Here is a 21,449-nt window from a genome sequence, read left to right as displayed (position 1 = left end):
GTAAGTATTATCGTAATAATCGTCAGATATGGCCAAGATAAGCGTCGAGATTCCCGACGAGTTGCTCACGGATTTAGACGAGCACGTCGGCGACGACAAGAAGTTCGTGAATCGAAGCGACGCGGTTCGAGCGTCGATTCGGAAGACACTGGACCTCCTCGACCAGATCGACGACCGCCACAACCGACTCGCAGAAGATGAGTGACGGGCGTCTGAACGTCGGACAGGTCGCACTCATTGGGCTGTTCGTCACGGCCCTGACGACCGCGCAGTTGACCGCGTCGAAGGTGCTGGCGATTCCGCTCCCGTCGGCCCTCGGTGAGTTGCCGGTCGTGGGTGCGTCGATTATCATGCCCGGTGCGGCGCTGGCGTACGCAGTCACCTTCTTCGCGTCCGACTGCTACTCGGAACTGTACGGCCGCCGCCCGGCGCAAGTGATGGTCAACGTCGGCTTCGCGATGAACTTCATCCTGCTCGCCCTCGTCTGGAGTACTATCGCGGCCCCCGCCGCCAACCCCGAGTTCGCCGGGAAGTTCGCCGACGTACTCGGGTCGGGGACGAACATCATCGCCGGGAGCCTCCTCGCGTACGTCGTCAGTCAGAACTGGGACGTCATCGTCTTCCACGGCATCCGCGACCTGACCGACGGGTCGTTCCTGTGGCTCCGCAACATCGTCTCGACGGCGACGAGTCAGGCTATCGACACCGTCATCTTCGTCGGTGTCGCGTTCTACGTCGCCCCAACGGCCCTTGGAATCGGGCAGGCACTCCCACAGAACGTCCTTCTCGCGCTTATCGTGGGACAGTACCTCCTGAAACTCCTCATCGCGCTCGTCGATACGCCGTTCGTCTACGCCGTCGTCGCCCTCCTCGGCGACGGTGCCAAGGCTGAAGACGACGGCTGGGTCGCCGACTGAGTCTGAGAGTCGTCGCTCGGCTTATATCTTTTGGTAGCATACCACACAGCATGGCTGGTGAGCAGCGGGTGCGTCTCAGCGAGAGAGACGCGATGGAGATGGGGATTCGGTGTCCGAACTGCGGGACGTACACGTCGTTCGGGGACATTCTCGCGACGGGGCAGTGTCGAGGGATGGGGTGTGTGTCCGGACTCGAACTCGAACTCGTCATCAGTGAGTGACCGACGGGAAAGAGCGTCTACTCGGACGGAGAACGCGAGGCGAGGAGAAAACGAGAGACGATAGACGCCAGATACTGCGAGCAGTGGAACCTCAGTCGTCGACGCGCTCGGCGAAGGCGAACCGCGGCTTCACGTCAGTGATTCGAACCAGCGGCGTCTCACCCGTTTCGGCACCGGGGACGAACACGGTGAAGTCCTCGACTTTGGCTATTCCGTCGCCCTCGCTGCCGACGTCGACGATTTCGACTTCGACTTCGTCGCCCTTTCGGACGGGCGCGGTGAGGAAGTGCTTGCCGACGAGGTACTGCTCGGAAGAACTGTCGCGAGAGGCGTCGGGACGAATCGACCGGACGTACTGGAACTCAGGTTCCATGTCCGCGCGGAAGTCCGCGAGGTCCTGTCCGTCGAACACCTTCACGGCGAAGTCGCCGCCGGTCGCGAGGAGTTCCTGTGCGACTTCGAACGCCTGCCGAGCGAGATAGATAGAACGGGCGTGGTCCAGCGAGTACTCGCCGGTCATGTTCGGAGCCATGTCCGAGACGACGGCGTCAGCACCCTGCTCGCCGACGATATCCTTCAGTTGCTCCTTCGTGTCGTCTTCGGTCATGTCGCCGCGAACCGTCTCGACGTTGTGGTGGTCGATGTCGCGGATTCGCTGGAGGTCGACGCCGACGACTTTCCCGTGGTCGCCGACCTTCTCGGAGGCGACTTGGAGCCACCCACCGGGGGCGGCACCGAGGTCGACGACCGTGTTGCCGGGACCGAACAGTCCGGCCTCGCGGTCGAGTTGTTTGAGCTTGTAGGCCGAACGAGCGCGATAGCCCTCCTGTTTGGCCTTGTTGTAGTAGTGGTCCTTGCGCGCCATGGTTATCTCAGTGCACCCCTCGGTCGGTCTCGAACGCCGGAGTCGTGCGAAATGTCGCTCATATCGGTATCGACGGCGTCAGCGCTGAAAGGGGTGCCGACTCGGGACCGGACGAATGCGAGTGCCGAATCGACGTTCGCAGCACCGGTGAGGTTGATGAAGTCGACCTCAGGCGTCGCCGACGAGTTCGTCGAACAGCGCCGCAACTCGGGCTTCGATGTCGTCGCGAATCTCTCGAACTTCATCGAGGTCGCGGCCGTCGGGGTCGTCGAGGTCCCAGTCGCGGGCGTCACCGCGCCACGTCATCGGGCAGATTCCCTCCGCCGAACAACCCATCGTCACGACGACATCCACGTCCATAATCTCGTCTTGGGAGATGACTCGCGGCGTCTCGTCGGCGAGGTTGAATCCCTTCTCACCCATCACGTCGACGACCTCGTCGTGGACGTGGTCGGCCGGGTCGGTCCCGCCAGTGACGACGTCGATTCGACCGTCGAGGTCACGGGTGGCCTGTTCGCGGCGGGCGAACGCGGTGGCCATCTGACTTCGGCCAGCGTTCTGGACGCAGACGAACGCGACCCGTGTCGTCTCGGTCGGAGTCGCGTCGCTCATTCGTCGGCACCTCGGTCGGCGGCCGGTAGTGTCATACAGGAACTACTTCGGCGTGGTGTAGTCGCCATGTTCGAGCAATTGTGAAGTCGCCATATGAGTGCATCGAAGCCCGAAACGCCAGTTTGCGGCATTTTCGATACGGAGGGCTAGATTGCCAATGAATGACATTGTTAGCAGTCGGGAGCGGGGTGATTCGGCGTACGCAGGGGGCTGATTCGGCGTACGCAGAGGACAGATAACTGTGCACGTGGTAGGTCGCGCACGCGGGGAGGCGTGCGGGAACAACATACCGTCGCAAATCAGGAGTATTTTTAAGACCGCTGTCGTACGACGGCACATATGTTCAAGGCCATCGTGAGTGCCGCGACGCTCCGGGACGCGCTCGATTCGGTGAGCGTGCTCGTCGACGAGTGTAAGATTCGACTCAACGAGGAGGGCCTCGCCATCCGCGCCGTCGACCCCGCAAACGTCGGTATGGTCGACCTCTCGCTCGACGCGTCTGCGTTCGAGTCCTACGAAGCCGACGGCGGCGTCATCGGCGTCAACCTCTCGCGTCTCGAAGAAGTCGCAGGCATGGCAGGTGCCGGCGACCTCGTCCACCTCACGCTCGACGAGGAGACCCGGAAGCTCAACATCCGTATCGACGGACTCTCCTACACCCTGGCGCTCATCGACCCCGATTCCATCCGTCAGGAACCGGACATCCCGGACCTCGACCTTCCCGCGAACATCGTCCTCGAAGGTGCGCACCTCGACCGCGGTATCAAGGCAGCCGACATGGTCTCTGACCACATCCGCCTCCGCGTCGACGACACCGAAGAGACGTTCCACATCGAAGCAGAGGGCGACACCGACGACGTGGACCTCTCGCTTCCCCCGGCGGACCTCATCGCCATCGAAGCGGGCGCGGCCGACTCGCTGTTCTCGCTCGATTACCTCAAGGACATGAACAAGGCGATTCCGTCCGACGCAGAGGTCACCGTCGAACTCGGCGAAGAGTTCCCGGTCAAGCTTCACTACCAGATTGCCGAAGGGATGGGCGACATCACCTACATGCTCGCCCCGCGTATCCAGAGCGACTAACCGAGGCGTCCCACCTCTTTTCCGCGGCATCGACACTCGTGAGTGGTTAGACTCTCGGTTGTGAGTGGTTAGACTCTCGGTTGTGGACGGCCAGGTTTCGAGGTGGGTAGGTTACTCGTCAGGCGAGTCGACGGCTCTCCCGCACCACCGCGGGAGTCGAACCGTCGCGGCCGTCCCGTCTTCGACATCGAACGAGAGCCGACCGCCGAGCGCGTCGACCGTCCAGTGGGCCGCCCACAGTCCGATACCGCTTCCGTGTTCCAGTGCGGACTCAGCACCCGTCTCGACGACGCTGCGTTCGTACTCCGGGATACCGGGGCCGTCGTCTGTGACCGTCACGACGAGGTCCGACTGGTCTTGGCGAACCCCGACGCGAACGTTCGGGTCGTCGCCACCGTGGTCGAACGCGTTCTCGACGAGTTCGCGAACGACGAGTTTCGTCGCCCGGTCGCTCCCAGCGACTCGGAGCGTCGGTGGCGCGTCGATAGTCACCGACCCGATGTCGTAGGACGACTGTACATCGCTGACGACGTCTTCGACCGTCTGTACCGCGTCGAAGTCGCTTTCGGCGTCGATGTTCGCCATGACCTGCTCGACGGAACGCGCCTTCTCGCCGAGCGAAAGCAGGGCGTTCGACCGGGAGCGAATCGTTTCCGCCGCGTGTCGTTCGTCGTCCGGGAGGCGGTCTTCGACCATGTCGGCGTACCCGATGACGACCGTCATATCGTTGCGGAGGTTGTGCCGGAGGACGCGGTTCAACACTTCGAGGCGCTGGCGGCGTCGAACGCGGGTCGTCGCGTCCGAGATGGTGACCGTTCGGCCGAGCGTCTGGCCGTACTGGTTGGTCACTGGCGAGACAGTCACCTCGTAGGTTCGGCGACGGCGGTCGACGGTCACGTCGACGAGTTGGCGGTCCGAGTCGAGGTCGACGCCGGGGAGGACTGCCGAGAGCGGTTCGAGCGCCGCCGACGAACCGTCGATATCGAGGAGTGACGTCGCGGCGGCGTTCGCGTCGACGACGCGGTTCTCGCGGTCGAGGACGAGAATGCCGACCGCAACGTCGTCGATAGCGGAGCGGCGGCCCAACCGACCCGTCGCGGGCGAGAGACCGAATAGCTGGAACCGATAGAGGGCGTAGCCGAACGTCGCGCCCGTCACGGAGAGCGCGATGGGTGTGAAGTTAATCATCGTCAGCGGGCCGAGTTGGAACGTGTGGGCGACGTGTGCGACGGTTGGCGCGGTGGAGCCGATAGCGAGTGCGACAGCCTGTTCGCGGTAGTGAGAGATTCGTTCGACCAGCATCTCCACCACGAGCACCAACCCGGTGCCGATGATGACGTACCCGTAGACGGCGTGGAGGATGTACCAGAACGTCGGGTCGAACCGGACCGTCGCTGCACCGAGCGTCGGAGCGAGTCGGTAGTTCGTCCAGAGGAGGTTACTGGCCGGGTCGGCCAGCATACTGGCGACGACGAAGGCCGGAAAGACGAGTAACACGCCGACGGTTCGCTTCGTGAGCAGGTCGCCGCGGCCGGTGTACGCGAGCGAGAAGGCGAACCACGCCGGGGCGATGATTGCCTGTGCGATTTCGATTGGGACTTCGAACCACGCGCGAGTGCCGAGGTCGAACGTCGTGAGTGCGACCGCGTACGACGCCGCCCAGAGAGTCGCGGCGAACAGGAGGACAGAAAGCGACTTCGAGCCCGGTTCGGTCCCTTCGCGCCACGCAATCACCGCGATGGTTCCCGAGACTGCGGCTGCAAGCGCACACAGAACTACGAGGGGCGAAATCACGCTGACCGAGACCACGAGTAGCAATCCAAGTCCGCGGGCCTAACACTTGTGGGTCCACGGCCACCTGCGATACGTCGCGTCGGTCGGGGTCACGACATCACCCGACGCGGGCGACGAGCGACCGCGGCGAGGATGTAGATTACGGGGACGACCAAGACGGCCCCAGCGACGAACGGCGACCAGTACGCGAGGACGTAGAGCGCGGCCATCGCCGGCGGACCAACAGTACGCCCGAGACTTCCTGCACCCTGCGTGACGCCGAAGGCGTTCCCCTGCTGGTCGTCCGAGGCCGAGGTCGAGACGAGCGTCGACAGCGAGACGTTCAACATCCCGTTGCCGAACGAGAGAAGCGCGCCGACGAGGAGGAGCGCGACGAGTTCGCGCGTGAGCCACGCCGGTCCAGCGAGGGCAGGAAGGAATCCCCCGAGCGTCGGCGAGAAGGGAAGGAGGGCAAGCGCAAGCATGAGTCCCGTCGCACCGACGACGGCCAACACCGCCTCGGAGTACCGGCGAGCGAGTTGCCCGACGACGACGCCCTGATTCAGCGTGCCGAGGATACCGATGTACGTCAGGAACAGCGCTGTCTCCGTCTCGCCGTAGCCGTAGATGTCTGCGGCGAAGGGGATGAACATGACCTGAATCCCCGAGAAGGCGACCGAGACGACGAAGAACGACACGACCAGACCGCGGAGTGCGTCGTCGGCGAGCGCGCCCCGGAACTGCGAGACCAGCGTCGTCGTCGACGATGCGGCGGCACTCCGCTTTCTGTCCGGTTCGCGGAGGAAGACGAACGCGAAGCCGAGACTGACGAGGCTCAACGCGGCGGCGGTGAAACTCGGCAGCGAGAAGCGCGTCGCTGGCACGATTGCCGGGAGAACGTCGCGCGCTCCGGAGACTACTGGGTCAGAAGCCATCAGACCGCCGATAGCCGGACCGAAGATGAACCCGAGGCTGAATGAGGCACCGATGAGTCCCAGCGCGCCAGCACGGCGTTCGGCGGGCGTGATGTCCGCGATGTACGCCTGCGCCGTGGCGATGTTCCCCCCCATGGCCCCCGCGAGCATCCGTGAGGCGAACAGCGTCGCCACCGCGGCAGTCGTTCCGAGTGCGAGTTCGACCTGTCCGGCGAGGCCGAAGACAGTCCACGCGAGGACGCTCCCGACGAGCGACAGCATGATGACCGGTCGCCGCCCGCGCTGGTCGGAGATACGACCGAGAATCGGTGCGGCGAGAAATTGCATGATGGAGTACGACGCCGCGAGCAACCCGATGAACACGTCGCTGACGGCGAAGCTTCGCACGTAAAACGGGAGAATCGGAATAACCACCCCGAAACCGAGGAGGTCGATAAACACGATTGCGATGATGACCGCAAGGGCGCGCCTCGACCCCTTGGCCCCCTCGTCCGCCGGTGGGGGCGCTTCAGTCGCGACTGCCGATTCCGGAACACTCACGACTCATCAATGGAGCGAGACGTTCCTAACCATTGCGGCCACTCGCCGGAGAGAGCATTCGAGAGGCCGGTTCAGGCGTGGTAACGGTCGATGACGCGTTTCGCCGCCGTCGCCTTCTCTTTCCACCCGTAGCCCGCCTCGTACACGTGGCGCTTCTTCTCGACGAGTTCCTGCGGCGTCGCCTCCTCGAAGCCGCCGCGGTCCCACGCACCCGTCTCGCGGAGCCAGTTGACGACGTTCTCACGCGTCTCGGGCCACGAGAGACCGACCATCTCGTACCACGCAATCATGGCGAAGACGGCGTTGTCGTGACAGCCAGGGACGCTCCCTTTCAGGTAGAGCGTCCGCATCGGTTCGCGGGTCGGCTCCGAGACTTCCTCTCTGAACTCCTCGGCGGTGAGCAGTCGCAAGACGCCGGAGTTCGCTTCCGACACCCGTTCGTCGCGTGTGAGACGGTCGAGGGCGGCCTGCTGGAGCGGCCCCCACTCACCCGGAACTTCCCGGCGAAGCGTCTCTTCGTCGCACGGGCCGCCGGTGAGGACCGAGACGATATCGACGTATGCGCGTTCGACCTCGACCCACGGCGTCCCCTCGAACCGGCAGTCGGCGTCGTGGAGACTCGTCGTGGCACGACAGTCCGGACACGGGTAGTCGAAGTGCGGCACGAAAGTGACTGAAGGTGTGGTCCGTAATAGGTCGTGTGATGCGTCGGCGACGCGGGTGGCCACCCGACCGGGAGATTCGTCGCGTTTATCGGTGGGCACCCGGAAGGAGGCGGTATGCGGATGCGCCCGCTCCACGCTCGCTACCCGTTCTTCGCCGCGGCCAGAGAGGCGGTCGAATCGGCAGATGTCGCTATCGCGGCGCTCATCGCCGAAGACGCCCCGGCCGTCGAGCGTGGCGTCGAGCGCGTCGAACGCGCCCTCATGGAGGGAACCGTCGAACCCGACGACCCCTACGCGTGGGACACACAGGAGGAACTGCTTTCGTACCCAATCGCCCGCATCCTCGTCTCGCTCATCGAGACGCCCGCGGCGGTGGATAAATACGCTCGTGCCGAGGCCGACACCGCCTACGAGCGCATGGTGGACGATTTCGGCGCAAACGGTGACGGCGTCGAAGGCGAGGCCCGCGCTTCGTTCGACGAGGTGCTTCGGGAGTTCGACCTCGACGGGTCGGTTCGGGCCGAACGACAGGCGAGTCGCCACCGCGCCCCGGACCACTACTGGGTCGACGTCGGCCCGTATCTCACGTACTCTGACCCCGACTGGGGCGACGAATGGCGACTGGTCAACCGGGCGCTCGCCGACGGCGCAGTTCGCGTCGCTCGGGAGGAACTGTACAGTATCCTCCGCGAGGCGACGCGTCGCCGGGTCTCCGAAGGACTTCCCTTCGCCGTCCGCGGCAGCGACGCGGGCGACCAACTCGCGGCGGCGCTCGACTCCCACGTCCAGCGGATTCGGAATCTGCTATCTGACCGCGGCGCTATCAACGCCGTCTACGCCGACTCGGTCGAACCGGACCTGTTTCCGCCGTGTATCTCGGCACTTCTCGAACGGACCCAAGACGGGGAGTCGCTGCCCAACGAGGCGGCGTTCTCCCTTGCGGCGTTCCTCGTCGGCGTCGGCCTCGACCCCGAAGAAGTCGGCAGCGTCGTCGGCGATGCGAGCGCGGAAGCACTGGAGAAGCGAGCGACGGTACTCGCGGACTCCAGCGGGTCGCAGTTCGCACCGCCTTCGTGCGAGACGATGCAGGCGTACGACCTCTGTGTGAATCGCGACGACCGCTGTGACACTATCGCCCACCCGATGGCGTACTACGAGACGGCGATAGACGACGCAGAGTGACGCCGTCACGACACGACACCACAGCACCGTCGCCACTCACACGGGAACCGGACGAGAGGAGAGAGAGAAACCGCCTGCGTTCTTCTGCCGACTTAGGACGACCGAGACAACCAGATGCCGATACCAGCCATCACGAGCACGAACGCCGCGATAGCTCCCACGAGAGCGAGACCGCCCGTGGCGACCAGTCCAGTCTGATTGTAGGTCGCGCCGATGCCGACGATGAGGGTGATAAATACCCCGACCGCGACGATGGAGACGGCAATCTTCCGACGCATCTCCGCTTCGATAGCCATGCGACGACGTATCCGTGGCCATTCTAAAAGGGCTTCGATGGAGCGCTCCGGAGACGGCCGCTCTGGCAGGTGAATTCCACCCGAAACGAGGGTTTAGGTCGCTCGGGGCCGTATATCTACGTACTGGGAGCCACCGGAAGACAACCACTGGAGACTCCCCGGCACCACCATGACGCACACCGCACACACACCCGCGTCGACTCGCCGCCCGGTGCGCCGAAAGACGACGCTTCCGCCCGATGGACTGTCCGGCCGGTCACGACGCGCACGCGTCGAACCGATGGCCGTTCGGCCGCTTCGCGACGGCCGCTACGTCGTCGAAACCGACGGCGGAACCTACGTCGTCGACGTGGACGCCCGCACCTGTACCTGCCCCGACAACGCCATCCGACACGCTCGCTGTAAGCACCTGCGCCGCGTCGCTATCGAAATTACGCGCGGTGAAGTCCCTCCGCCGGGTCGCCGCAGCGCCACCTGCGCCGTCTGCGGTGACGAGACGTTCGTCCCGATGGAGGCGACCGGCCCACAACTCTGTCCCGACCACGAACACCACCCCGGTGACCTCGTCCACGACCGCGAGACTGGAAGTCTGCTGGTCGTCACCCGCGACCTCGGAACCCGCGCCGACGAGACCCGAACCGAAACCGGAGACCTCGTCTCCGACTACGAGACCAACGCCGACTACGGCGACCACGAACCGGTCTTCGAGGCCGTCTACCTCGGGTCGCTCCCGGCGGACGCCGGACTCGCCGACCTCGGGGAGTTGCGGGCGTACCGCTTCCCAGCCTCTCGTCTCCGTCCAGTCGAACAGGGGTTCGTCGGGGCGCAGTCGCTCGGCGAGCGATTTGCGCGGGTGTGAACGTAGTGGTGCCGACCGAGACTGCACACCTCTACGGTCCAGTTCTGATTTTGAAACCGATACGGTGAACTGCTGACAATCAGACATTAATCACGTGAACCGACGGACGTTTCTCGCACAACTCGGGGTCGGTGGAGTAGCGGCGTTAAGTGGCTGCCTCCGGCTCGAAGGACTCGACGGCGGCGTCCTCACGGTGATGCCTCTCACGTCCCCGCCGGATGCGACTGTCGTCTCTGCGACAGACGAACGGCTCAGCGATGCGAGTCTGATACAGCGGGCGCTCGACCACGTCGTCCAACGAGACCCGCACGAAACGGTTGATTTCCGACTCAACAGTGACGAGTACGAGACGACTGCCGAGACACTCGAACAGCTTCCATACTACGACCGGATCGAGACCGGGGCGTCGTTTCCGTCCGGCTACTACGTGAGCCACGGAGCGTTCGTCTATCGAATCATCTGCAAACCGCTCTGTTCTGACCTCCCGTTCGTCTCCGCAAAGAACCGCCGGAACAGCTGTTGGACAGACGCTCCAAAAGACACGACCACGCTCCCGGAGGCGTGAATAGGTAAATCGCTCCCGACGAACGTGAGAGACAGCTACGAGTCGCCCAGACGCGTCTGCGTCGGCCCGCCGACGAAGGAGTCGAAGTCTTCGCCCTCCGCGAGCGCGGTCTCCTTTTTGACGCGGTAGTTGCCGCCGTCGGTCACATAGAGGTCGCCCGGGTGGAAGAAGTACCAATCTTCACGGTCGAAGCGCACGGCGATGCGGGCTTTCGCCCCGAAGTTCTGCGAGAAGTAGATGAGGGCTTCGACCTCTTCGCCGTCGAGATAGATGGGGCGGCCGCTGGACGCCTTCGCCTCGATGGCGTAGAACACGTCGCCGTTGCCCGCGAGCACGTCGGGGAGTTCCCGGGTCGTCGCGCTCCCGGACGCGGGGGCGCGCATGACTGCGAACCCGGCCTCGTCGAGTCTGTTGACGAGTTCGCGCTCGCGCCGGTCACCCTTTCTGTTCGAAGACATAGTCGTGAGTCGGGGAGTGGTCGTGATAAAAGAGACGAAGCGACGTCTCGGCGACCCTCTCGTCGTTTGGGCGTATCTCGCTATTCGGTGAGCGGCGTCGCCGCCGTCCACAACTGCTGAAACTGCCGTTCGAACTCGTCGACGATGGCCTGTTCTTGCACCGCGACGATACCGAAGCGGTCGGCGGCCGACTGTGGGTGGGGGATATCGACCGACGCGACCGACCGGTCGACGACGTCGAACGAGACCGGAATCTCCGGGTGAGCTCTGAGTTTGACTGTCGGCGACTGCGCCCCAATCAGATTCGGGAACTCCTCGGGAAGCACGTCGAGAACGCGGTCGCTGAGGAGCAGCGAGACGTCGAGGTCGGAGTGCGCGCCGTCGAAGAACGCGTCGAACTCGGTCCGGAGCGTCTCCCACGAAGCCTGCTCGTAGGGCGGTCCGACGGCGGCGTGAAGCGTCGTGGTCGCCGTCCGAACGTGTTGCTGCATCGCCGTCTGCATCTCGTCGCTGCCGAGCGACCCGAGCCAGAGGTTGCCGTCCGCGGGGGGCGTCGGCAGGAGATTCGAGCGAACTGTGTCGGCGACGTCGAGATAGCGCGACCACTCTTCGGACAGTTCTGCGGCGCGCTCTGCGAGCAGTCGCTCGACCGCAGTCGGCGGGTCCACGGGGGCGTATCGCGTCGGCTGTGTCGAGTGCGTCCGAACGAGCCGTCTGGCTTCGAGACCGTTGAGAACGTCGTAAATCCGGCCTTTGGGGACCTCGCTCGCATCCGAGAGCGCCGTTGCGGTCGCCGCGCCCGTCACGAGGAGCGTCCGATAGACCTTCTCTTCGTAGCTCGACAGGCCGAGTTCGCCGAGTTCGGTCATTATCGCGTGATGGACGATTCGTGGGGAGGTGCTTGGTAATTCTGGAACAACGAACCACAAGTGGCGAGATATTTCAGAATCATCATACGTCGAGTGAGACGACCGACTGACATGAATCCGTACGTGTTGCTCGCTGCCGCAATCGTCTCAGAACTCGTCGGAACGACCGCTCTCAAACTCTCGGCGGGGTTTTCGAAGCCAGTTCCGAGCATCGGCGTCGTCGTCGGCTACGGAGTCGCGTTCTACTTGGTCTCGTTGACGCTGGAAGAACTCCCAATCGGCGTCGTGTACGGGACGTGGGCCGCACTCGGTATCGTTGGCGTGGCAGCTATCGGCATCGTCATGTTCGACGAGCCAATCGACATGACCGGCATCGTCGGCATGGTTCTCATCCTCGCTGGCATCTACTGCGTCAACGTCCTCTCGGAAATGAGCGCTCACTAGCGACTCCCCACCGCTGACGGAGAGTACGCACCGACCACGCATCGACCACCCACCGCCCTGTCTGTTTCTCTCGCTTCGGCCCTCCCCCACACGGCCTTCTGCGCCTCTGTAAACGAGTCACTACAGACCACATACTGACCATGGTAACAGTCACCAAAAGGATAAGTCTCGTGTCGTGTGAAGTATACACACTACATGGTTGGTCTCCACGAAAGCGACGTGAAATACGGAGGGTTCGTAGTCGCTGCCATTGGCTTTCTGGGGACCCGATACACAGTGTTAGAGTCGATAGACGCCAGTTCGACCCTCACCGAGTTCCTCGTCGGACAGGCAGCGTTTCTCGTCCTCGGTCTGGGATTGACCGTCTTCGGTATCGGGCTTGCAGTGAGTTCGTACGACGAGACGTTCGTGAACACCGTCGCCGCGTGGAGCGTCCTCGGCACGCTTTCGATGGTCATCGTCCTCGTATTGACGCTCACCGGAACCGAAGACGCCGCCCAACTGACCGAGTTCACCCGGTCGGCGCTCGTCGCGAACGTCCTCATCGGCGGGTCCGTCGGCGGCGTCCTCACCGGCATTCGCGCGGCGATGAACAAACGCCACCGCCGCGAGTTGTCGAAACAGGCAGACCGACTGACCGTTCTCAACCGGATTCTCCGCCACGAAGTGCTGAACAAGGTAAACGTCATCCGCGGCTACGCAGACCTCGACGTGGCCGAACAGACGACCGGCTCGTCGAATTTACAGGTCATTCAGCGAAACGCCGACCGCATCGACACGTCCATCTCCGAACTCCGAGCCATCGTCGGCCCGGCGAGTGAGGGGCCGGTCTCGACACGAGTGTACCCGAGACTCCGGTCGGCAATCGACGAGGTCCGAACGTCGTACCCGAACGCGAGCATCTCGCTCGACGCCGGCGCACCGGCCGAGACGCGCGTCGTGGCCGACGCACACCTCGATACCGCGTTTCGACACCTCCTCGAAAACGCGGTCGTCCACGCCGGCATCGACGACCCGAACGTCTCGGTTCGGGTGTCGTCACACGACAGCCACGTCACCGTCGACATCACCGACGAGGGGCCGGGCATCCCAGAGAACGTCGCTGCAGTCGTCGAAGAGCGCGACCTCCCCGAGTACGACGACCCGACCACGGGCTTCGGACTCACCCTCGTGCGACTGCTCGTGGTGGACAAATACGGTGGCAGCGTCGACGTGGAGACCTCCGAAGACGGGTCTGTCGTGACCGTCTCGCTTGCGCACTCCACAGACAACGTGGTCGACGACTCGTCTGGGTACGGCATTCCGCCGTGGGTTCTCGTCATCACCGCCGCCGCGGCACTCGTCTCAGGGGTCGCGATGGGTACCGTCTCGGAGTTACTCACCGATTCGTTCGCCATCATCGGCGCACTCTACGGCGTGATGAACGTCGGCGTCGGGTGGGTGACGCATCTCTTTCACAGCGTCGTCTTCGGACTCCTCTTCGCGGCGGCCGTCTGCAACAGCGACCCGTGGGGTGCAACCCGTAGTCCTGCGGTGATGACCGGTCTGGGTGTGGCGTACGGCCTGTTTCTGTGGTTCTTCGCCGCGGGAATCGTCATGCCGCTTTGGCTCCAGTTGGTCGGTATCGACGCGACCGTGCCGACGCTCGAAATACCCAGTCTCGTCGCGCACGCTGTGTGGGGAGCCGTCTTCGGGAGCCTCTTCGGGCTTGGGGTGAACCGGCGTCGATAGACAGGCCGGAAAAGAAAGGGAGAGTCGGAGTTGTCTACGTCCCGTGGGCCCAGCTACCCATGTATTCGCGCTGCTCGTCGGTCATCGAGTCGAACTCGATACCCTCGGCTTCGAGCTTGATTTCGGCGACTTCGCGGTCCAGTTCGTCGGGGACTTCGTGGACGCCGGCGTCGTAGTCGTCGCCGTTCTCGACGAGTTCGCGCACGACGACCGCCTGCACGCCGAACGACTGGTCCATGACCTCGACCGGGTGGCCGAGCGCGATGGGCGACGCGAGGTTGACGAGGCGGCCTTCGGCGAGGACGTTGAGGCGGCGACCGTCTTCCATCTCGTAGGCGTCGACGCCGTCGCGGGCTTCGTACTCGTCGACTGCGAGGTCGGAGAGCGCGTCGAGGTCGATTTCGATGTCGAAGTGACCGGCGTTGGCGAGAAGCACGCCGTCTTTCATCTGCTCGAAGTCCTCGCGGGTGATGACGTCGCGGTTGCCGGTGGTCGTGATGAACACGTCGCCGACCTTCGCGGCCTCTTCCATCGGCATGACCTCGTAGCCCTCCATGTGGGCTTCGAGTGCGCGACGGGGGTCGACCTCGGTGACGATGACGTTCGCGTTCTGGCCGGCGGCCTTCTTGGCGACGCCCTTCCCACAGTGGCCGTACCCGCCGACGACGACGTTCTTGCCGGCGTACGAGAGGTTCGTCGTCATGGCGATAGTCGCCAGCGACGATTCGCCCGTGCCGTGGACGTTGTCGAAGAGGCGCTTCATCGGCGTGTCGTTGACGGCGAAGACGGGGTACTTCAGTTCGCCGTCTTCGTCCATGGCGCGCAGGCGGTGGACGCCCGTGGTCGTCTCCTCGGCGCCGCCGACGATGGTCTCGATGAGTTCGGGGTACTCCTCGTGGATGGTGTAGACCATGTCCATCCCGTCGTCGACGGTGATGGTCGGCTCGTGAGAGACGACGGCGTCGATGGCCGCGTAGTAGCCCTCTTCGTCGACGCCGCGGACGGCGTAGGAGGTGATGTCGTCGTGGGCGTCGAGCGCGGCGGAGACGTCGTCGTGGGTCGAAAGCGGGTTGCAGCCGGTGATGGCGACTTCCGCGCCACCGAGCGCCAGCAGTTCCACGAGGTTCGCCGTCTTCGCTTCGACGTGCATGGCCATGCCGACGACCTCGCCAGCGAACGGCTGGTCGGCTTCGAACTGGTCGCGGAGTTCCTGCAGGATAGGCATGTGCTGGAGCGCCCAATCCATCTTGCGTCGTCCCTCGTTCCGGGCGGCCTCGACGTCGTCGAGGTGCTCGGAGACGGGAGCGTAGTGTTCGCTCATATCGGGTCTTCGGCGAGGCGTCCGAAAACCTTACCGAAGGCAGTCGGGTCCCCGCCCGAACCTACAAGTGTCAATAGAAAGATTAGCACAGTGATGCCAGATGCTCGTCGTAGACAACGGGACCACGGTCGCAGAACAGGAGTTGTTCGCCTTGATGAGCGCCCCTGCGGTCCCGGACCTGTTGCGTGTCGCCGACGAACCGCTGACGGTCAAAGAGCTGAGTAACCGGGCTGACGTTCCGCTCTCGACGGCGTACCGGGAGGTAAACAGGCTTCACGAGGTCTCACTTCTCGAAAAGTCAATCGTCGTCAACCACACCGACGGCCGCCACGTCTCGCAGTACTGCCGGACGTTCGAATCGATGGAAGTGACGGTCACCGACGACGGGTTGCGCGTCGAGTTGGACGAGTGATGGGTTCTTCGGTGTGATAAGGAGTTCTTCGGTGTGGGCCTCTAGATACGGTCACGAAGCGCTGCGACTGCGTCGCGAGCGCGCTGCATCACAGCCGCTTGGTCGAGCGTCAGGACTTCGCGGTCCCGCATCAACACCTGTCCATCGCAGACGGTGTGTCGAACGTCGGAACCGCGGGCGGCGTACGCGAGGTGACTCACGAGGTCGTTGGCAGGGGTGAGGTGCGGCGCGTCGAGGTCGACGACGGCGATGTCGGCGACGCCGCCGACTTCGAGTGCGCCACCCGGAAGCCCGATTGCCTCGGCGGAGCCAGCAGTTCCCATACGAACCACGTCTTCCGCGGCCACGGCGCTGGCGTCGTCTGCGGCGAGTTTGCCAATCATCGCGGCGTCGCGCATCTCGTCGAACATGTCGAGGTCGTTGTTCGAGGCGGCCCCGTCGGTTCCGATACCGACCGTGACGCCCGCGTCGAGCATGTCCTGTACGGGTGCCATGCCCGAGGCGAGTTTCATGTTCGACGCCGGGCAGTGGACGACGCCGGTTCCAGTCTCGGCGAGCAGGGCGATTTCCTCGTCGTCGACGTGGACGCCGTGGGCGATGAAGTCGCGCTCGGTCAGCATGCCGAGGTCCTTGGCGTACGAGAGGGGTCGCTCGTCGCGTTCCTCGACGATTGGGTCGACCTCGTCGGTCGTCTCGTTGGCGTGGTAGTGGACTGGGATGTCGTCTTCGTGCGCTTCGGCGGCGGCCTCGCGGAGATATTCCTCACCGACTGTCGTCAGCGAGTGCGGCATGACGGCCGTCCGGATGCGACCGTCGGCAGCGCCGTCGAACTCGCGGGCGATTTCGATGCTCTCTTCGATGTCGTCCCACGCGTCGTCGTTGTCCTTGCCGATGGTGACAGACCCGTGGCCGAGTCGGGCGCGAAGCCCCGCGTTCTCGACGGCATCGACGATTTCGGGCACGTCGAAGTACATGTCCGCGAAGGTCGTCGTCCCCGAGCGAATCATCTCGACGAGACCGAGTTCGGCACCGACGCGGATGTCGTCGGCCGTGAGCGCCGCTTCCGCCGGCCAGATGTCCTCGCGGAGCCACGCGTCGAGTTCCTTGTCGTCGGCGTAGCCGCGGAGGAGGGTCATCGAGACGTGACAGTGGGCGTTGACCAAGCCGGGCATCACCAGACAGCCGTCGGCGTCGAGCGTCTCCGACGCGTCGGCGTCGAGGTCCGTGCCGATGTCGAGAATCGTACCGTCGTCGCGGTCGACGAGGACGTCCGCGCGCTCGACCGTCATGTCGGGGCGGAGTACTTGTCCACCCTCGATTCGAAGCGTATCCATGCCGGGCGTTTTGCTCGGGGTGCCGTGAATCCTCCGTCTCAGCGTCGCGGGTTCCGTAGACCTCTCTGGAATGAGATACTTTCCCGAAATACGAGAATCGGCTGCCGGGCTTACGTACACCCCCTTACTATCGAGGGGTATGGAACCCCCGTTGGAGTTCGCGCTCGCTCCGGGGCACGTCCAGACGGCCGCCGACCCGCTCGTCACCGCCATCGTCACCCTTTCGGGGGTTGCATCGGTCACGCTGGCGGTGCTCGGGGTCGCGGTGTTCTCCCGCCGACGAACGCGGTCGCACCTGCTCATCGCGTTGGCGCTTCTCGCCTTCGCGTCGCGTGCGGGGGTCGTGGCGCTCACGTTCGCCGGCGTCATCTCGGACGTCGACCACCACGTCGCCGAACACGTCTTGGACCTCGTGATGGCCGGACTCGTCCTCGCGGCCATCTACTACGCCCGCTCTATCGAGCGCGAGACGGGGGCACACGAACCATGAGCGAGACACGAATCCGCGTCGCCGACCACATCAAGCACAACCCGGGTATCCACTTCAACGAGCTCGTGCGCACGCTCGACCTCGCACCCGGTCAAGTACAACACCACATCCGCCGACTCCTCTCCGAGAAATCGGTCCGACGGAGCGAGTTCTACGGCCGGACACACTACTACCCGCCGGACTTCGACGCGTGGGAGCGCGGTGCGCTGGCGCTCGTCCGTCGTGAGACCGCCCGCGACATCCTCGGCCATCTGCTCGAACACGGCGACGCCCGCCCCGACGACGTGGCACAGGACATCGGCGTCGCCCGCAGCACCCTGGAGTGGCATCTCGACCACCTCGTCGAGCGCGACCTCGTCCGAAAGGAACGCGACCTCCACAATCGCGTGACGCTCGTTCTCACCCACCCGAACCGGACGACTGAACTCCTCGACGACGTGTCGCCCTCGCTGCCCGCGCGATTCGTCGATAGATTCGACCGCCTGCTCGACACGCTCGTCGAAGGGTGAGAGACCCCGATGCGTTTGCGGCGGGCGAAAGCCAGTTAGCCCCCCAGCGTGAGGTGACTGTATGAGAATCGCCGTTCCCAACAAAGGCCGCTTGCACGAACCGACTATCGACCTTCTGGAACGTGCCGGCCTCCATCTCGACAACGGCGCCGACCGGAAGCTCTACGCCGATACGGTCGACCCCGACGTGACCGTTCTCTTCGCCCGCGCCGCCGACATCCCCGAATACGTCCGCGACGGCGCGGCCGAAGTCGGTATCACGGGCCTCGACCAGGTCCGCGAATCCGGCCACCGTCTCGCCGAACTCCTCGATTTAGAGTACGGCAAGTGCCGACTCGTCCTCGCCGCACCCGAAGACGGCGACATCGAGTCGGTCGAAGACGTGGCCGGAAAGACCGTCGCCACCGAGTTCCCGAACATCGCCCGCACCTACTTCGACCGAAAGGAAATCGACACCGACGTGGTCGAAGTGACCGGCGCGACCGAACTCACCCCGCACGTCGAGATGGCCGACGCCATCATCGACATCACCTCGACGGGGACGACGCTCCGCGTCAACCGCCTCGCAATCGTGGACGAAGTGCTCTCCTCGTCGGTGCGGCTGTTCGCCCGCCCGGAAGTGGTGGACGAACCGAAGGTCGCACAACTCGTGATGGCCCTCGAATCCGTCCGCTCGGCCGAAGGCAAGCGCTACCTGATGATGAACGCCCCGCGCGACAAACTCGACACGGTCAAAGACGTCATTCCCGGACTGGGCGGTCCGACCGTGATGGACGTCGCGGGCGACGAGACGGTCGCCGTTCACGCCGTCGTCGACGAACGCGACGTGTTCGAGGTCGTGAGCGACCTGAAGAACGTCGGTGCGAGCGGGATTCTCGTCACCGAAATCGAGCGTCTCGTCGAGTAGCTATCTGCTACAGGAGGAATCCAACGCCGACAGACACCATCCCATAATCGTGCGATGGATTCATATGTTGGTTAATCGAATGACTAGTCGTTCAAGCATGGCTAGACAGGTCCACCCAGAAGTTGAGGCGATGGTTAGCAACCTCAACAGTGACGAGGTTGTGGATCTGGTGTTTGTCTGTGACAATGGTTGGGGAAAAGACGTAGCTGACTCAATCGCTCAATTTGGTGGAGAGGTGAAATCAGTGCTCCCCAGTGACGTTCTCGTCGCAGAGGTTACTGTTTCAGATATCCCGAAAGCAACATCCATATCCCATGTGAAATCTGTTTCCCCGGATAGGGAAGCTAGAGCACTCGCTTAACACTGTGACGGGACGCAGAGAAGTTTTTGAGTTTAGAGAGCGTATTTTCCATTCGATTGCAGAGAGTGTTAATCATAGTCCAATTGTAAATGATGGTGAAGGTATACATATAGGAATTGTAGATTCGTGTGTGAATCCTCCAGAACCCCTACATAATTCCAACATCAAATACCAGAGAGATTTTCTAGGGTGCAACGATGATTTCACAGACATTCACGGAGTAGCGATCTTCGAACTATTATCAAAAATCGCACCAGAAGCCACCTTCAGCTTTTATCAAGCAATGGATGCCGAAAGGCGACTGCCAACAGCCGCATTTACACGTGCAATACATCAGGCTGTGGACGATGGAGTGGATATTCTAAATCTATCTTGGGGGTCCCCAAATGGAATGCCTCCAGAGTGCACTCCCCAATATCCACCAGTCAAACATGCAGTAGATAACCAGGTCATCGTAGTCGCTGCTGCTGGAAATCAAAAGTCCAAACAGGGCAGGACAGAGTATGTATTCAGTCCAGCACTTGCTGAAGAAACAGTTGCAGTATCTGGATTTGAGGCCCTATGCCCGATGACGATGAAAAGTGTAGACAATGGTACCGAGAAAGGACCATACCGATTTGAAAGCGATAATCAGAACCGAGTCTTTTGCAGTCACCAAGGTTGTGATGATTCACCTGCATGTGTGAGAAGTAAAACACTTCGTGAGTGGCCAAACAACACTGAGCCACTGGATGGAAAGCCGGACATATTAGGTCCAGCACACATGCCCGATCTACCTGACTCTGATTCGATTTCGGATGTGAATATTCTAGAAGGAACGAGTTATGCTGCACCAGTCGTGGCAGGTGTAATGTCTGGGATTTTGAGTGAATCAGATATTTCTCCAGACGAAGTAGCCGATGACATTCATTTCATAATTAAGTCGGGTGGGCAAGCAGTATCGGGGACAGATATTCCTGCAATTAACTCATTTGCTGCGAAGCAGCGCTTACTCTCCGAGATCAACGCTGAGTAGCAAATAGTAGAGAAAAGATTACTTCGACGACATACTATATCTTCGAGTTTCCAGTCCCTAAAGGGTTAATTGATTGAAAACCCTAGCTATCTGTTCCTTCTCCACCGTAGTTCCGGCACCGACACCGACGGGTCCAGACCGAGCGTGCCGTACCTGAACTGGACGTACCACGCGATACAGAGCGCGCCGACGACCATCGCGCCGATACCGAGCAAGCCAGCCTCGGGACCGAACGGCCCGCCAGTGACCACGTCCGGGCCGTTCTCTGTCGTCTCGACGAGTGACGTACCGAAGTCGAGGCCGCTCACCGCGAAGCCGTAGACGCCGCCCTGCACGAAGTTCCACGAGATGTGGATGCCCGTGGGGATAGCGAGGTCGCCGGTGAGGACGTAGCCGAGACCGAGCATGACGCCAGCGAGCGTGATACTGAGCGTGCTTGCGAGACTCGAATTCGGGTTCTGGAGATGCGCGATGCCAAAGATGGCCGAGGAGACGACGAGCGCGACCGTGAGCGCCGTCGGCACGTCGAACCGCCAGCGAAGCCCTTCTGCGACGTTCGTGAGGACGACGCCGCGCAAGAGGAGTTCCTCGGAGATGCCGACGGCGATGAAGAACACGAAGAGCGCGACCACGCCGAGCACGCGGTCGACACCGAGTCGAACCGGAGTGACCGCAATCCAGTCGGTCGCCAGTCCGACGAGGAAGATGAGCGTCATCAACACCCCGCCGAGGACGAGACCGAACCCGAGGTCGAGGAGCCAGTCGCGGTCGATTCCAAATCCGAGGTCCGAGACGGTCCGCCGGTCGATGTAGCGGGCGACGAGGAAGCCAGCCAGTCCGGTCGTACTGACCGAGACGAGCGAGAGTACGAGCTGTCCGAACCTGCTCGTTCCGAGGAGGTCAGAGACGGTGCTTCCGATACCGATACCGACGATAACCGCGACGAGAACGACGACGAGTGGAGTGGCGAGGAGTCGAAGCGGCGCACGAGGGCGGCGCTCGGTACTGTTCCAGAGGAGTGTTCGAGGGGACACACGACGCGGTTGTCAGTCCAAACTAATGAAGCTACACAGGTCGGCCGCCGA

Annotated in this window: 26 protein-coding genes; 15 read left to right on the top strand and 11 right to left on the bottom strand. The window is 63.0% G+C overall.

The annotated features are described in order from the left end of the window. The first annotated feature begins 28 nt into the window (after positions 1-28). Genes KU306_RS05575 through KU306_RS05565 form a run of 3 tightly spaced genes read left to right on the top strand, consistent with a single transcriptional unit; the run spans position 29 to position 1,138 of the window. The gene (locus KU306_RS05575) at positions 29-205 is read left to right on the top strand and encodes a ribbon-helix-helix domain-containing protein (RefSeq protein WP_007544261.1); all 177 of its coding nucleotides are present in this window, start codon (positions 29-31) and stop codon (positions 203-205) included. Then, on the top strand, positions 198-917 hold the full coding sequence (locus KU306_RS05570; protein WP_258303125.1) for a queuosine precursor transporter: 720 nt from the start codon (positions 198-200) through the stop codon (positions 915-917). The genes KU306_RS05575 and KU306_RS05570 overlap by 8 nt, the downstream gene beginning before the upstream one ends. A gap of 50 nt (positions 918-967) precedes the next feature. Then, entirely contained in the window at positions 968-1,138 is a 171-nt protein-coding gene (locus KU306_RS05565) for a hypothetical protein (protein ID WP_258303124.1), read from the top strand. Positions 1,139-1,229: 91 nt separating this feature from the next. On the opposite strand, the gene KU306_RS05560 is transcribed toward KU306_RS05565, so the two are convergent. Both KU306_RS05560 and KU306_RS05555 read right to left on the bottom strand, forming a co-directional pair. Further along, positions 1,230-2,003, bottom strand: a complete 774-nt coding sequence (locus KU306_RS05560; RefSeq protein ID WP_258303123.1) for a 23S rRNA (uridine(2552)-2'-O)-methyltransferase — start codon at positions 2,001-2,003, stop codon at positions 1,230-1,232. A 168-nt stretch (positions 2,004-2,171) separates the two neighbouring features. Continuing rightward, a complete protein-coding gene (locus tag KU306_RS05555) occupies positions 2,172-2,615 on the bottom strand; it encodes an arsenate-mycothiol transferase ArsC (protein ID WP_007544255.1) in 444 nt (147 codons plus the stop codon). Between the two features lie 339 nt (positions 2,616-2,954). Between KU306_RS05555 and KU306_RS05550 the strand changes: the two genes are divergently transcribed. Further along, a complete protein-coding gene (locus KU306_RS05550) occupies positions 2,955-3,698 on the top strand; it encodes a DNA polymerase sliding clamp (protein ID WP_007544254.1) in 744 nt (247 codons plus the stop codon). Positions 3,699-3,809: 111 nt separating this feature from the next. Here the strand turns inward: KU306_RS05550 and KU306_RS05545 are convergent, their stop codons facing one another. The 3 genes from KU306_RS05545 to KU306_RS05535 all read right to left on the bottom strand — a co-directional run bounded on the left by KU306_RS05545 (position 3,810) and on the right by KU306_RS05535 (position 7,611). Continuing rightward, positions 3,810-5,492, bottom strand: a complete 1,683-nt coding sequence (locus KU306_RS05545) for a sensor histidine kinase (RefSeq protein ID WP_258303122.1) — start codon at positions 5,490-5,492, stop codon at positions 3,810-3,812. Between the two features lie 89 nt (positions 5,493-5,581). Beyond that, positions 5,582-6,946, bottom strand: coding sequence for an MFS transporter (locus KU306_RS05540; RefSeq protein WP_258303121.1), 1,365 nt, complete (start codon positions 6,944-6,946; stop codon positions 5,582-5,584). Between the two features lie 71 nt (positions 6,947-7,017). Further along, a complete protein-coding gene (locus KU306_RS05535; RefSeq protein WP_007544249.1) occupies positions 7,018-7,611 on the bottom strand; it encodes a DUF7474 family protein in 594 nt (197 codons plus the stop codon). A gap of 120 nt (positions 7,612-7,731) precedes the next feature. Here KU306_RS05535 and KU306_RS05530 point away from each other — a divergent pair, with 120 nt between their 5' ends. Next, a complete protein-coding gene (locus tag KU306_RS05530; protein WP_007544247.1) occupies positions 7,732-8,793 on the top strand; it encodes a DNA primase large subunit PriL in 1,062 nt (353 codons plus the stop codon). A gap of 92 nt (positions 8,794-8,885) precedes the next feature. Here KU306_RS05530 and KU306_RS05525 read toward each other — a convergent pair whose 3' ends face one another. Next, the gene (locus KU306_RS05525; protein WP_007544245.1) at positions 8,886-9,089 is read right to left on the bottom strand and encodes a DUF7472 family protein; all 204 of its coding nucleotides are present in this window, start codon (positions 9,087-9,089) and stop codon (positions 8,886-8,888) included. A gap of 211 nt (positions 9,090-9,300) precedes the next feature. On the opposite strand from KU306_RS05525, the gene KU306_RS05520 reads away from it, so the two are divergent. Together KU306_RS05520 and KU306_RS05515 are read left to right on the top strand one after the other, a co-directional pair. Continuing rightward, a complete protein-coding gene (locus tag KU306_RS05520) occupies positions 9,301-9,948 on the top strand; it encodes an SWIM zinc finger family protein (protein WP_082229650.1) in 648 nt (215 codons plus the stop codon). A gap of 94 nt (positions 9,949-10,042) precedes the next feature. Next, the gene (locus KU306_RS05515) at positions 10,043-10,513 is read left to right on the top strand and encodes a hypothetical protein (protein WP_258303120.1); all 471 of its coding nucleotides are present in this window, start codon (positions 10,043-10,045) and stop codon (positions 10,511-10,513) included. A gap of 35 nt (positions 10,514-10,548) precedes the next feature. On the opposite strand, the gene hjc is transcribed toward KU306_RS05515, so the two are convergent. After that, a complete protein-coding gene (gene hjc, locus KU306_RS05510; protein WP_007544241.1) occupies positions 10,549-10,971 on the bottom strand; it encodes a Holliday junction resolvase Hjc in 423 nt (140 codons plus the stop codon). An 80-nt stretch (positions 10,972-11,051) separates the two neighbouring features. Next, positions 11,052-11,840: a TrmB family transcriptional regulator gene (locus KU306_RS05505; RefSeq protein WP_258303119.1), complete on the bottom strand. Its 789-nt coding sequence runs from the start codon at positions 11,838-11,840 to the stop codon at positions 11,052-11,054. 111 nt (positions 11,841-11,951) lie between these two features. Between KU306_RS05505 and KU306_RS05500 the strand changes: the two genes are divergently transcribed. After that, positions 11,952-12,284 carry a DMT family transporter gene (locus tag KU306_RS05500; RefSeq protein ID WP_007544238.1) on the top strand — a complete coding sequence of 111 codons (333 nt, stop codon included), beginning with the start codon at positions 11,952-11,954 and terminating at the stop codon, positions 12,282-12,284. Between the two features lie 195 nt (positions 12,285-12,479). Further along, entirely contained in the window at positions 12,480-14,015 is a 1,536-nt protein-coding gene (locus KU306_RS05495; protein WP_258303118.1) for an ATP-binding protein, read from the top strand. A gap of 34 nt (positions 14,016-14,049) precedes the next feature. On the opposite strand, the gene KU306_RS05490 is transcribed toward KU306_RS05495, so the two are convergent. Next, a complete protein-coding gene (locus KU306_RS05490; protein WP_258303117.1) occupies positions 14,050-15,336 on the bottom strand; it encodes an adenosylhomocysteinase in 1,287 nt (428 codons plus the stop codon). Positions 15,337-15,436: 100 nt separating this feature from the next. Between KU306_RS05490 and KU306_RS05485 the strand changes: the two genes are divergently transcribed. Further along, positions 15,437-15,748, top strand: coding sequence for a helix-turn-helix domain-containing protein (locus KU306_RS05485; protein WP_007544232.1), 312 nt, complete (start codon positions 15,437-15,439; stop codon positions 15,746-15,748). 41 nt (positions 15,749-15,789) lie between these two features. On the opposite strand, the gene KU306_RS05480 is transcribed toward KU306_RS05485, so the two are convergent. Then, entirely contained in the window at positions 15,790-17,082 is a 1,293-nt protein-coding gene (locus KU306_RS05480) for an amidohydrolase (RefSeq protein ID WP_258303116.1), read from the bottom strand. Positions 17,083-17,221: 139 nt separating this feature from the next. Between KU306_RS05480 and KU306_RS05475 the strand changes: the two genes are divergently transcribed. The 5 genes from KU306_RS05475 to KU306_RS05455 all read left to right on the top strand — a co-directional run bounded on the left by KU306_RS05475 (position 17,222) and on the right by KU306_RS05455 (position 20,364). Then, positions 17,222-17,572, top strand: coding sequence for a DUF7471 family protein (locus KU306_RS05475; RefSeq protein ID WP_258303115.1), 351 nt, complete (start codon positions 17,222-17,224; stop codon positions 17,570-17,572). Then, the gene (locus tag KU306_RS05470; protein WP_007544223.1) at positions 17,569-18,081 is read left to right on the top strand and encodes a winged helix-turn-helix transcriptional regulator; all 513 of its coding nucleotides are present in this window, start codon (positions 17,569-17,571) and stop codon (positions 18,079-18,081) included. Before KU306_RS05475 ends, KU306_RS05470 begins: the two co-directional genes overlap by 4 nt. Positions 18,082-18,142: 61 nt before the next feature. Continuing rightward, a complete protein-coding gene (gene hisG / locus KU306_RS05465) occupies positions 18,143-18,988 on the top strand; it encodes an ATP phosphoribosyltransferase (protein WP_007544222.1) in 846 nt (281 codons plus the stop codon). 97 nt (positions 18,989-19,085) lie between these two features. Next, on the top strand, positions 19,086-19,349 hold the full coding sequence (locus tag KU306_RS05460; RefSeq protein ID WP_139198309.1) for a hypothetical protein: 264 nt from the start codon (positions 19,086-19,088) through the stop codon (positions 19,347-19,349). Between the two features lie 130 nt (positions 19,350-19,479). After that, the gene (locus tag KU306_RS05455; protein WP_007544221.1) at positions 19,480-20,364 is read left to right on the top strand and encodes a S8 family serine peptidase; all 885 of its coding nucleotides are present in this window, start codon (positions 19,480-19,482) and stop codon (positions 20,362-20,364) included. Positions 20,365-20,450: 86 nt separating this feature from the next. Here the strand turns inward: KU306_RS05455 and KU306_RS05450 are convergent, their stop codons facing one another. Beyond that, positions 20,451-21,398, bottom strand: coding sequence for a CPBP family intramembrane glutamic endopeptidase (locus KU306_RS05450; RefSeq protein WP_258303114.1), 948 nt, complete (start codon positions 21,396-21,398; stop codon positions 20,451-20,453). Positions 21,399-21,449 lie beyond the last annotated feature (51 nt).

The organism is Haloferax larsenii, from assembly GCF_024730625.1.
GTDB lineage: Archaea > Halobacteriota > Halobacteria > Halobacteriales > Haloferacaceae > Haloferax > Haloferax larsenii.
The sequence above is the reverse complement of the archived record's forward strand: the minus strand, read 5'-3'. Positions and strand labels throughout refer to the sequence as shown.

Excerpts from the sequence above, each read along its gene's own strand:
- KU306_RS05495 (WP_258303118.1), top strand. The coding sequence starts at position 12,480 with ATGGTTGGTCTCCACGAAAGCGACGTGAAATACGGAGGGTTCGTAGTC.
- KU306_RS05475 (WP_258303115.1), top strand. The coding sequence starts at position 17,222 with ATGGAACCCCCGTTGGAGTTCGCGCTCGCTCCGGGGCACGTCCAGACG.
- KU306_RS05530 (WP_007544247.1), top strand. The coding sequence starts at position 7,732 with ATGCGCCCGCTCCACGCTCGCTACCCGTTCTTCGCCGCGGCCAGAGAG.
- KU306_RS05575 (WP_007544261.1), top strand. The coding sequence starts at position 29 with ATGGCCAAGATAAGCGTCGAGATTCCCGACGAGTTGCTCACGGATTTA.
- KU306_RS05565 (WP_258303124.1), top strand. The coding sequence starts at position 968 with ATGGCTGGTGAGCAGCGGGTGCGTCTCAGCGAGAGAGACGCGATGGAG.
- KU306_RS05505 (WP_258303119.1), bottom strand. The coding sequence starts at position 11,840 with ATGACCGAACTCGGCGAACTCGGCCTGTCGAGCTACGAAGAGAAGGTC.
- hjc (WP_007544241.1), bottom strand. The coding sequence starts at position 10,971 with ATGTCTTCGAACAGAAAGGGTGACCGGCGCGAGCGCGAACTCGTCAAC.
- KU306_RS05525 (WP_007544245.1), bottom strand. The coding sequence starts at position 9,089 with ATGGCTATCGAAGCGGAGATGCGTCGGAAGATTGCCGTCTCCATCGTC.
- KU306_RS05570 (WP_258303125.1), top strand. The coding sequence starts at position 198 with ATGAGTGACGGGCGTCTGAACGTCGGACAGGTCGCACTCATTGGGCTG.
- KU306_RS05555 (WP_007544255.1), bottom strand. The coding sequence starts at position 2,615 with ATGAGCGACGCGACTCCGACCGAGACGACACGGGTCGCGTTCGTCTGC.
- KU306_RS05485 (WP_007544232.1), top strand. The coding sequence starts at position 15,437 with ATGCTCGTCGTAGACAACGGGACCACGGTCGCAGAACAGGAGTTGTTC.
- hisG (WP_007544222.1), top strand. The coding sequence starts at position 18,143 with ATGAGAATCGCCGTTCCCAACAAAGGCCGCTTGCACGAACCGACTATC.
- KU306_RS05490 (WP_258303117.1), bottom strand. The coding sequence starts at position 15,336 with ATGAGCGAACACTACGCTCCCGTCTCCGAGCACCTCGACGACGTCGAG.
- KU306_RS05500 (WP_007544238.1), top strand. The coding sequence starts at position 11,952 with ATGAATCCGTACGTGTTGCTCGCTGCCGCAATCGTCTCAGAACTCGTC.
- KU306_RS05550 (WP_007544254.1), top strand. The coding sequence starts at position 2,955 with ATGTTCAAGGCCATCGTGAGTGCCGCGACGCTCCGGGACGCGCTCGAT.
- KU306_RS05560 (WP_258303123.1), bottom strand. The coding sequence starts at position 2,003 with ATGGCGCGCAAGGACCACTACTACAACAAGGCCAAACAGGAGGGCTAT.
- KU306_RS05480 (WP_258303116.1), bottom strand. The coding sequence starts at position 17,082 with ATGGATACGCTTCGAATCGAGGGTGGACAAGTACTCCGCCCCGACATG.
- KU306_RS05470 (WP_007544223.1), top strand. The coding sequence starts at position 17,569 with ATGAGCGAGACACGAATCCGCGTCGCCGACCACATCAAGCACAACCCG.
- KU306_RS05460 (WP_139198309.1), top strand. The coding sequence starts at position 19,086 with ATGGCTAGACAGGTCCACCCAGAAGTTGAGGCGATGGTTAGCAACCTC.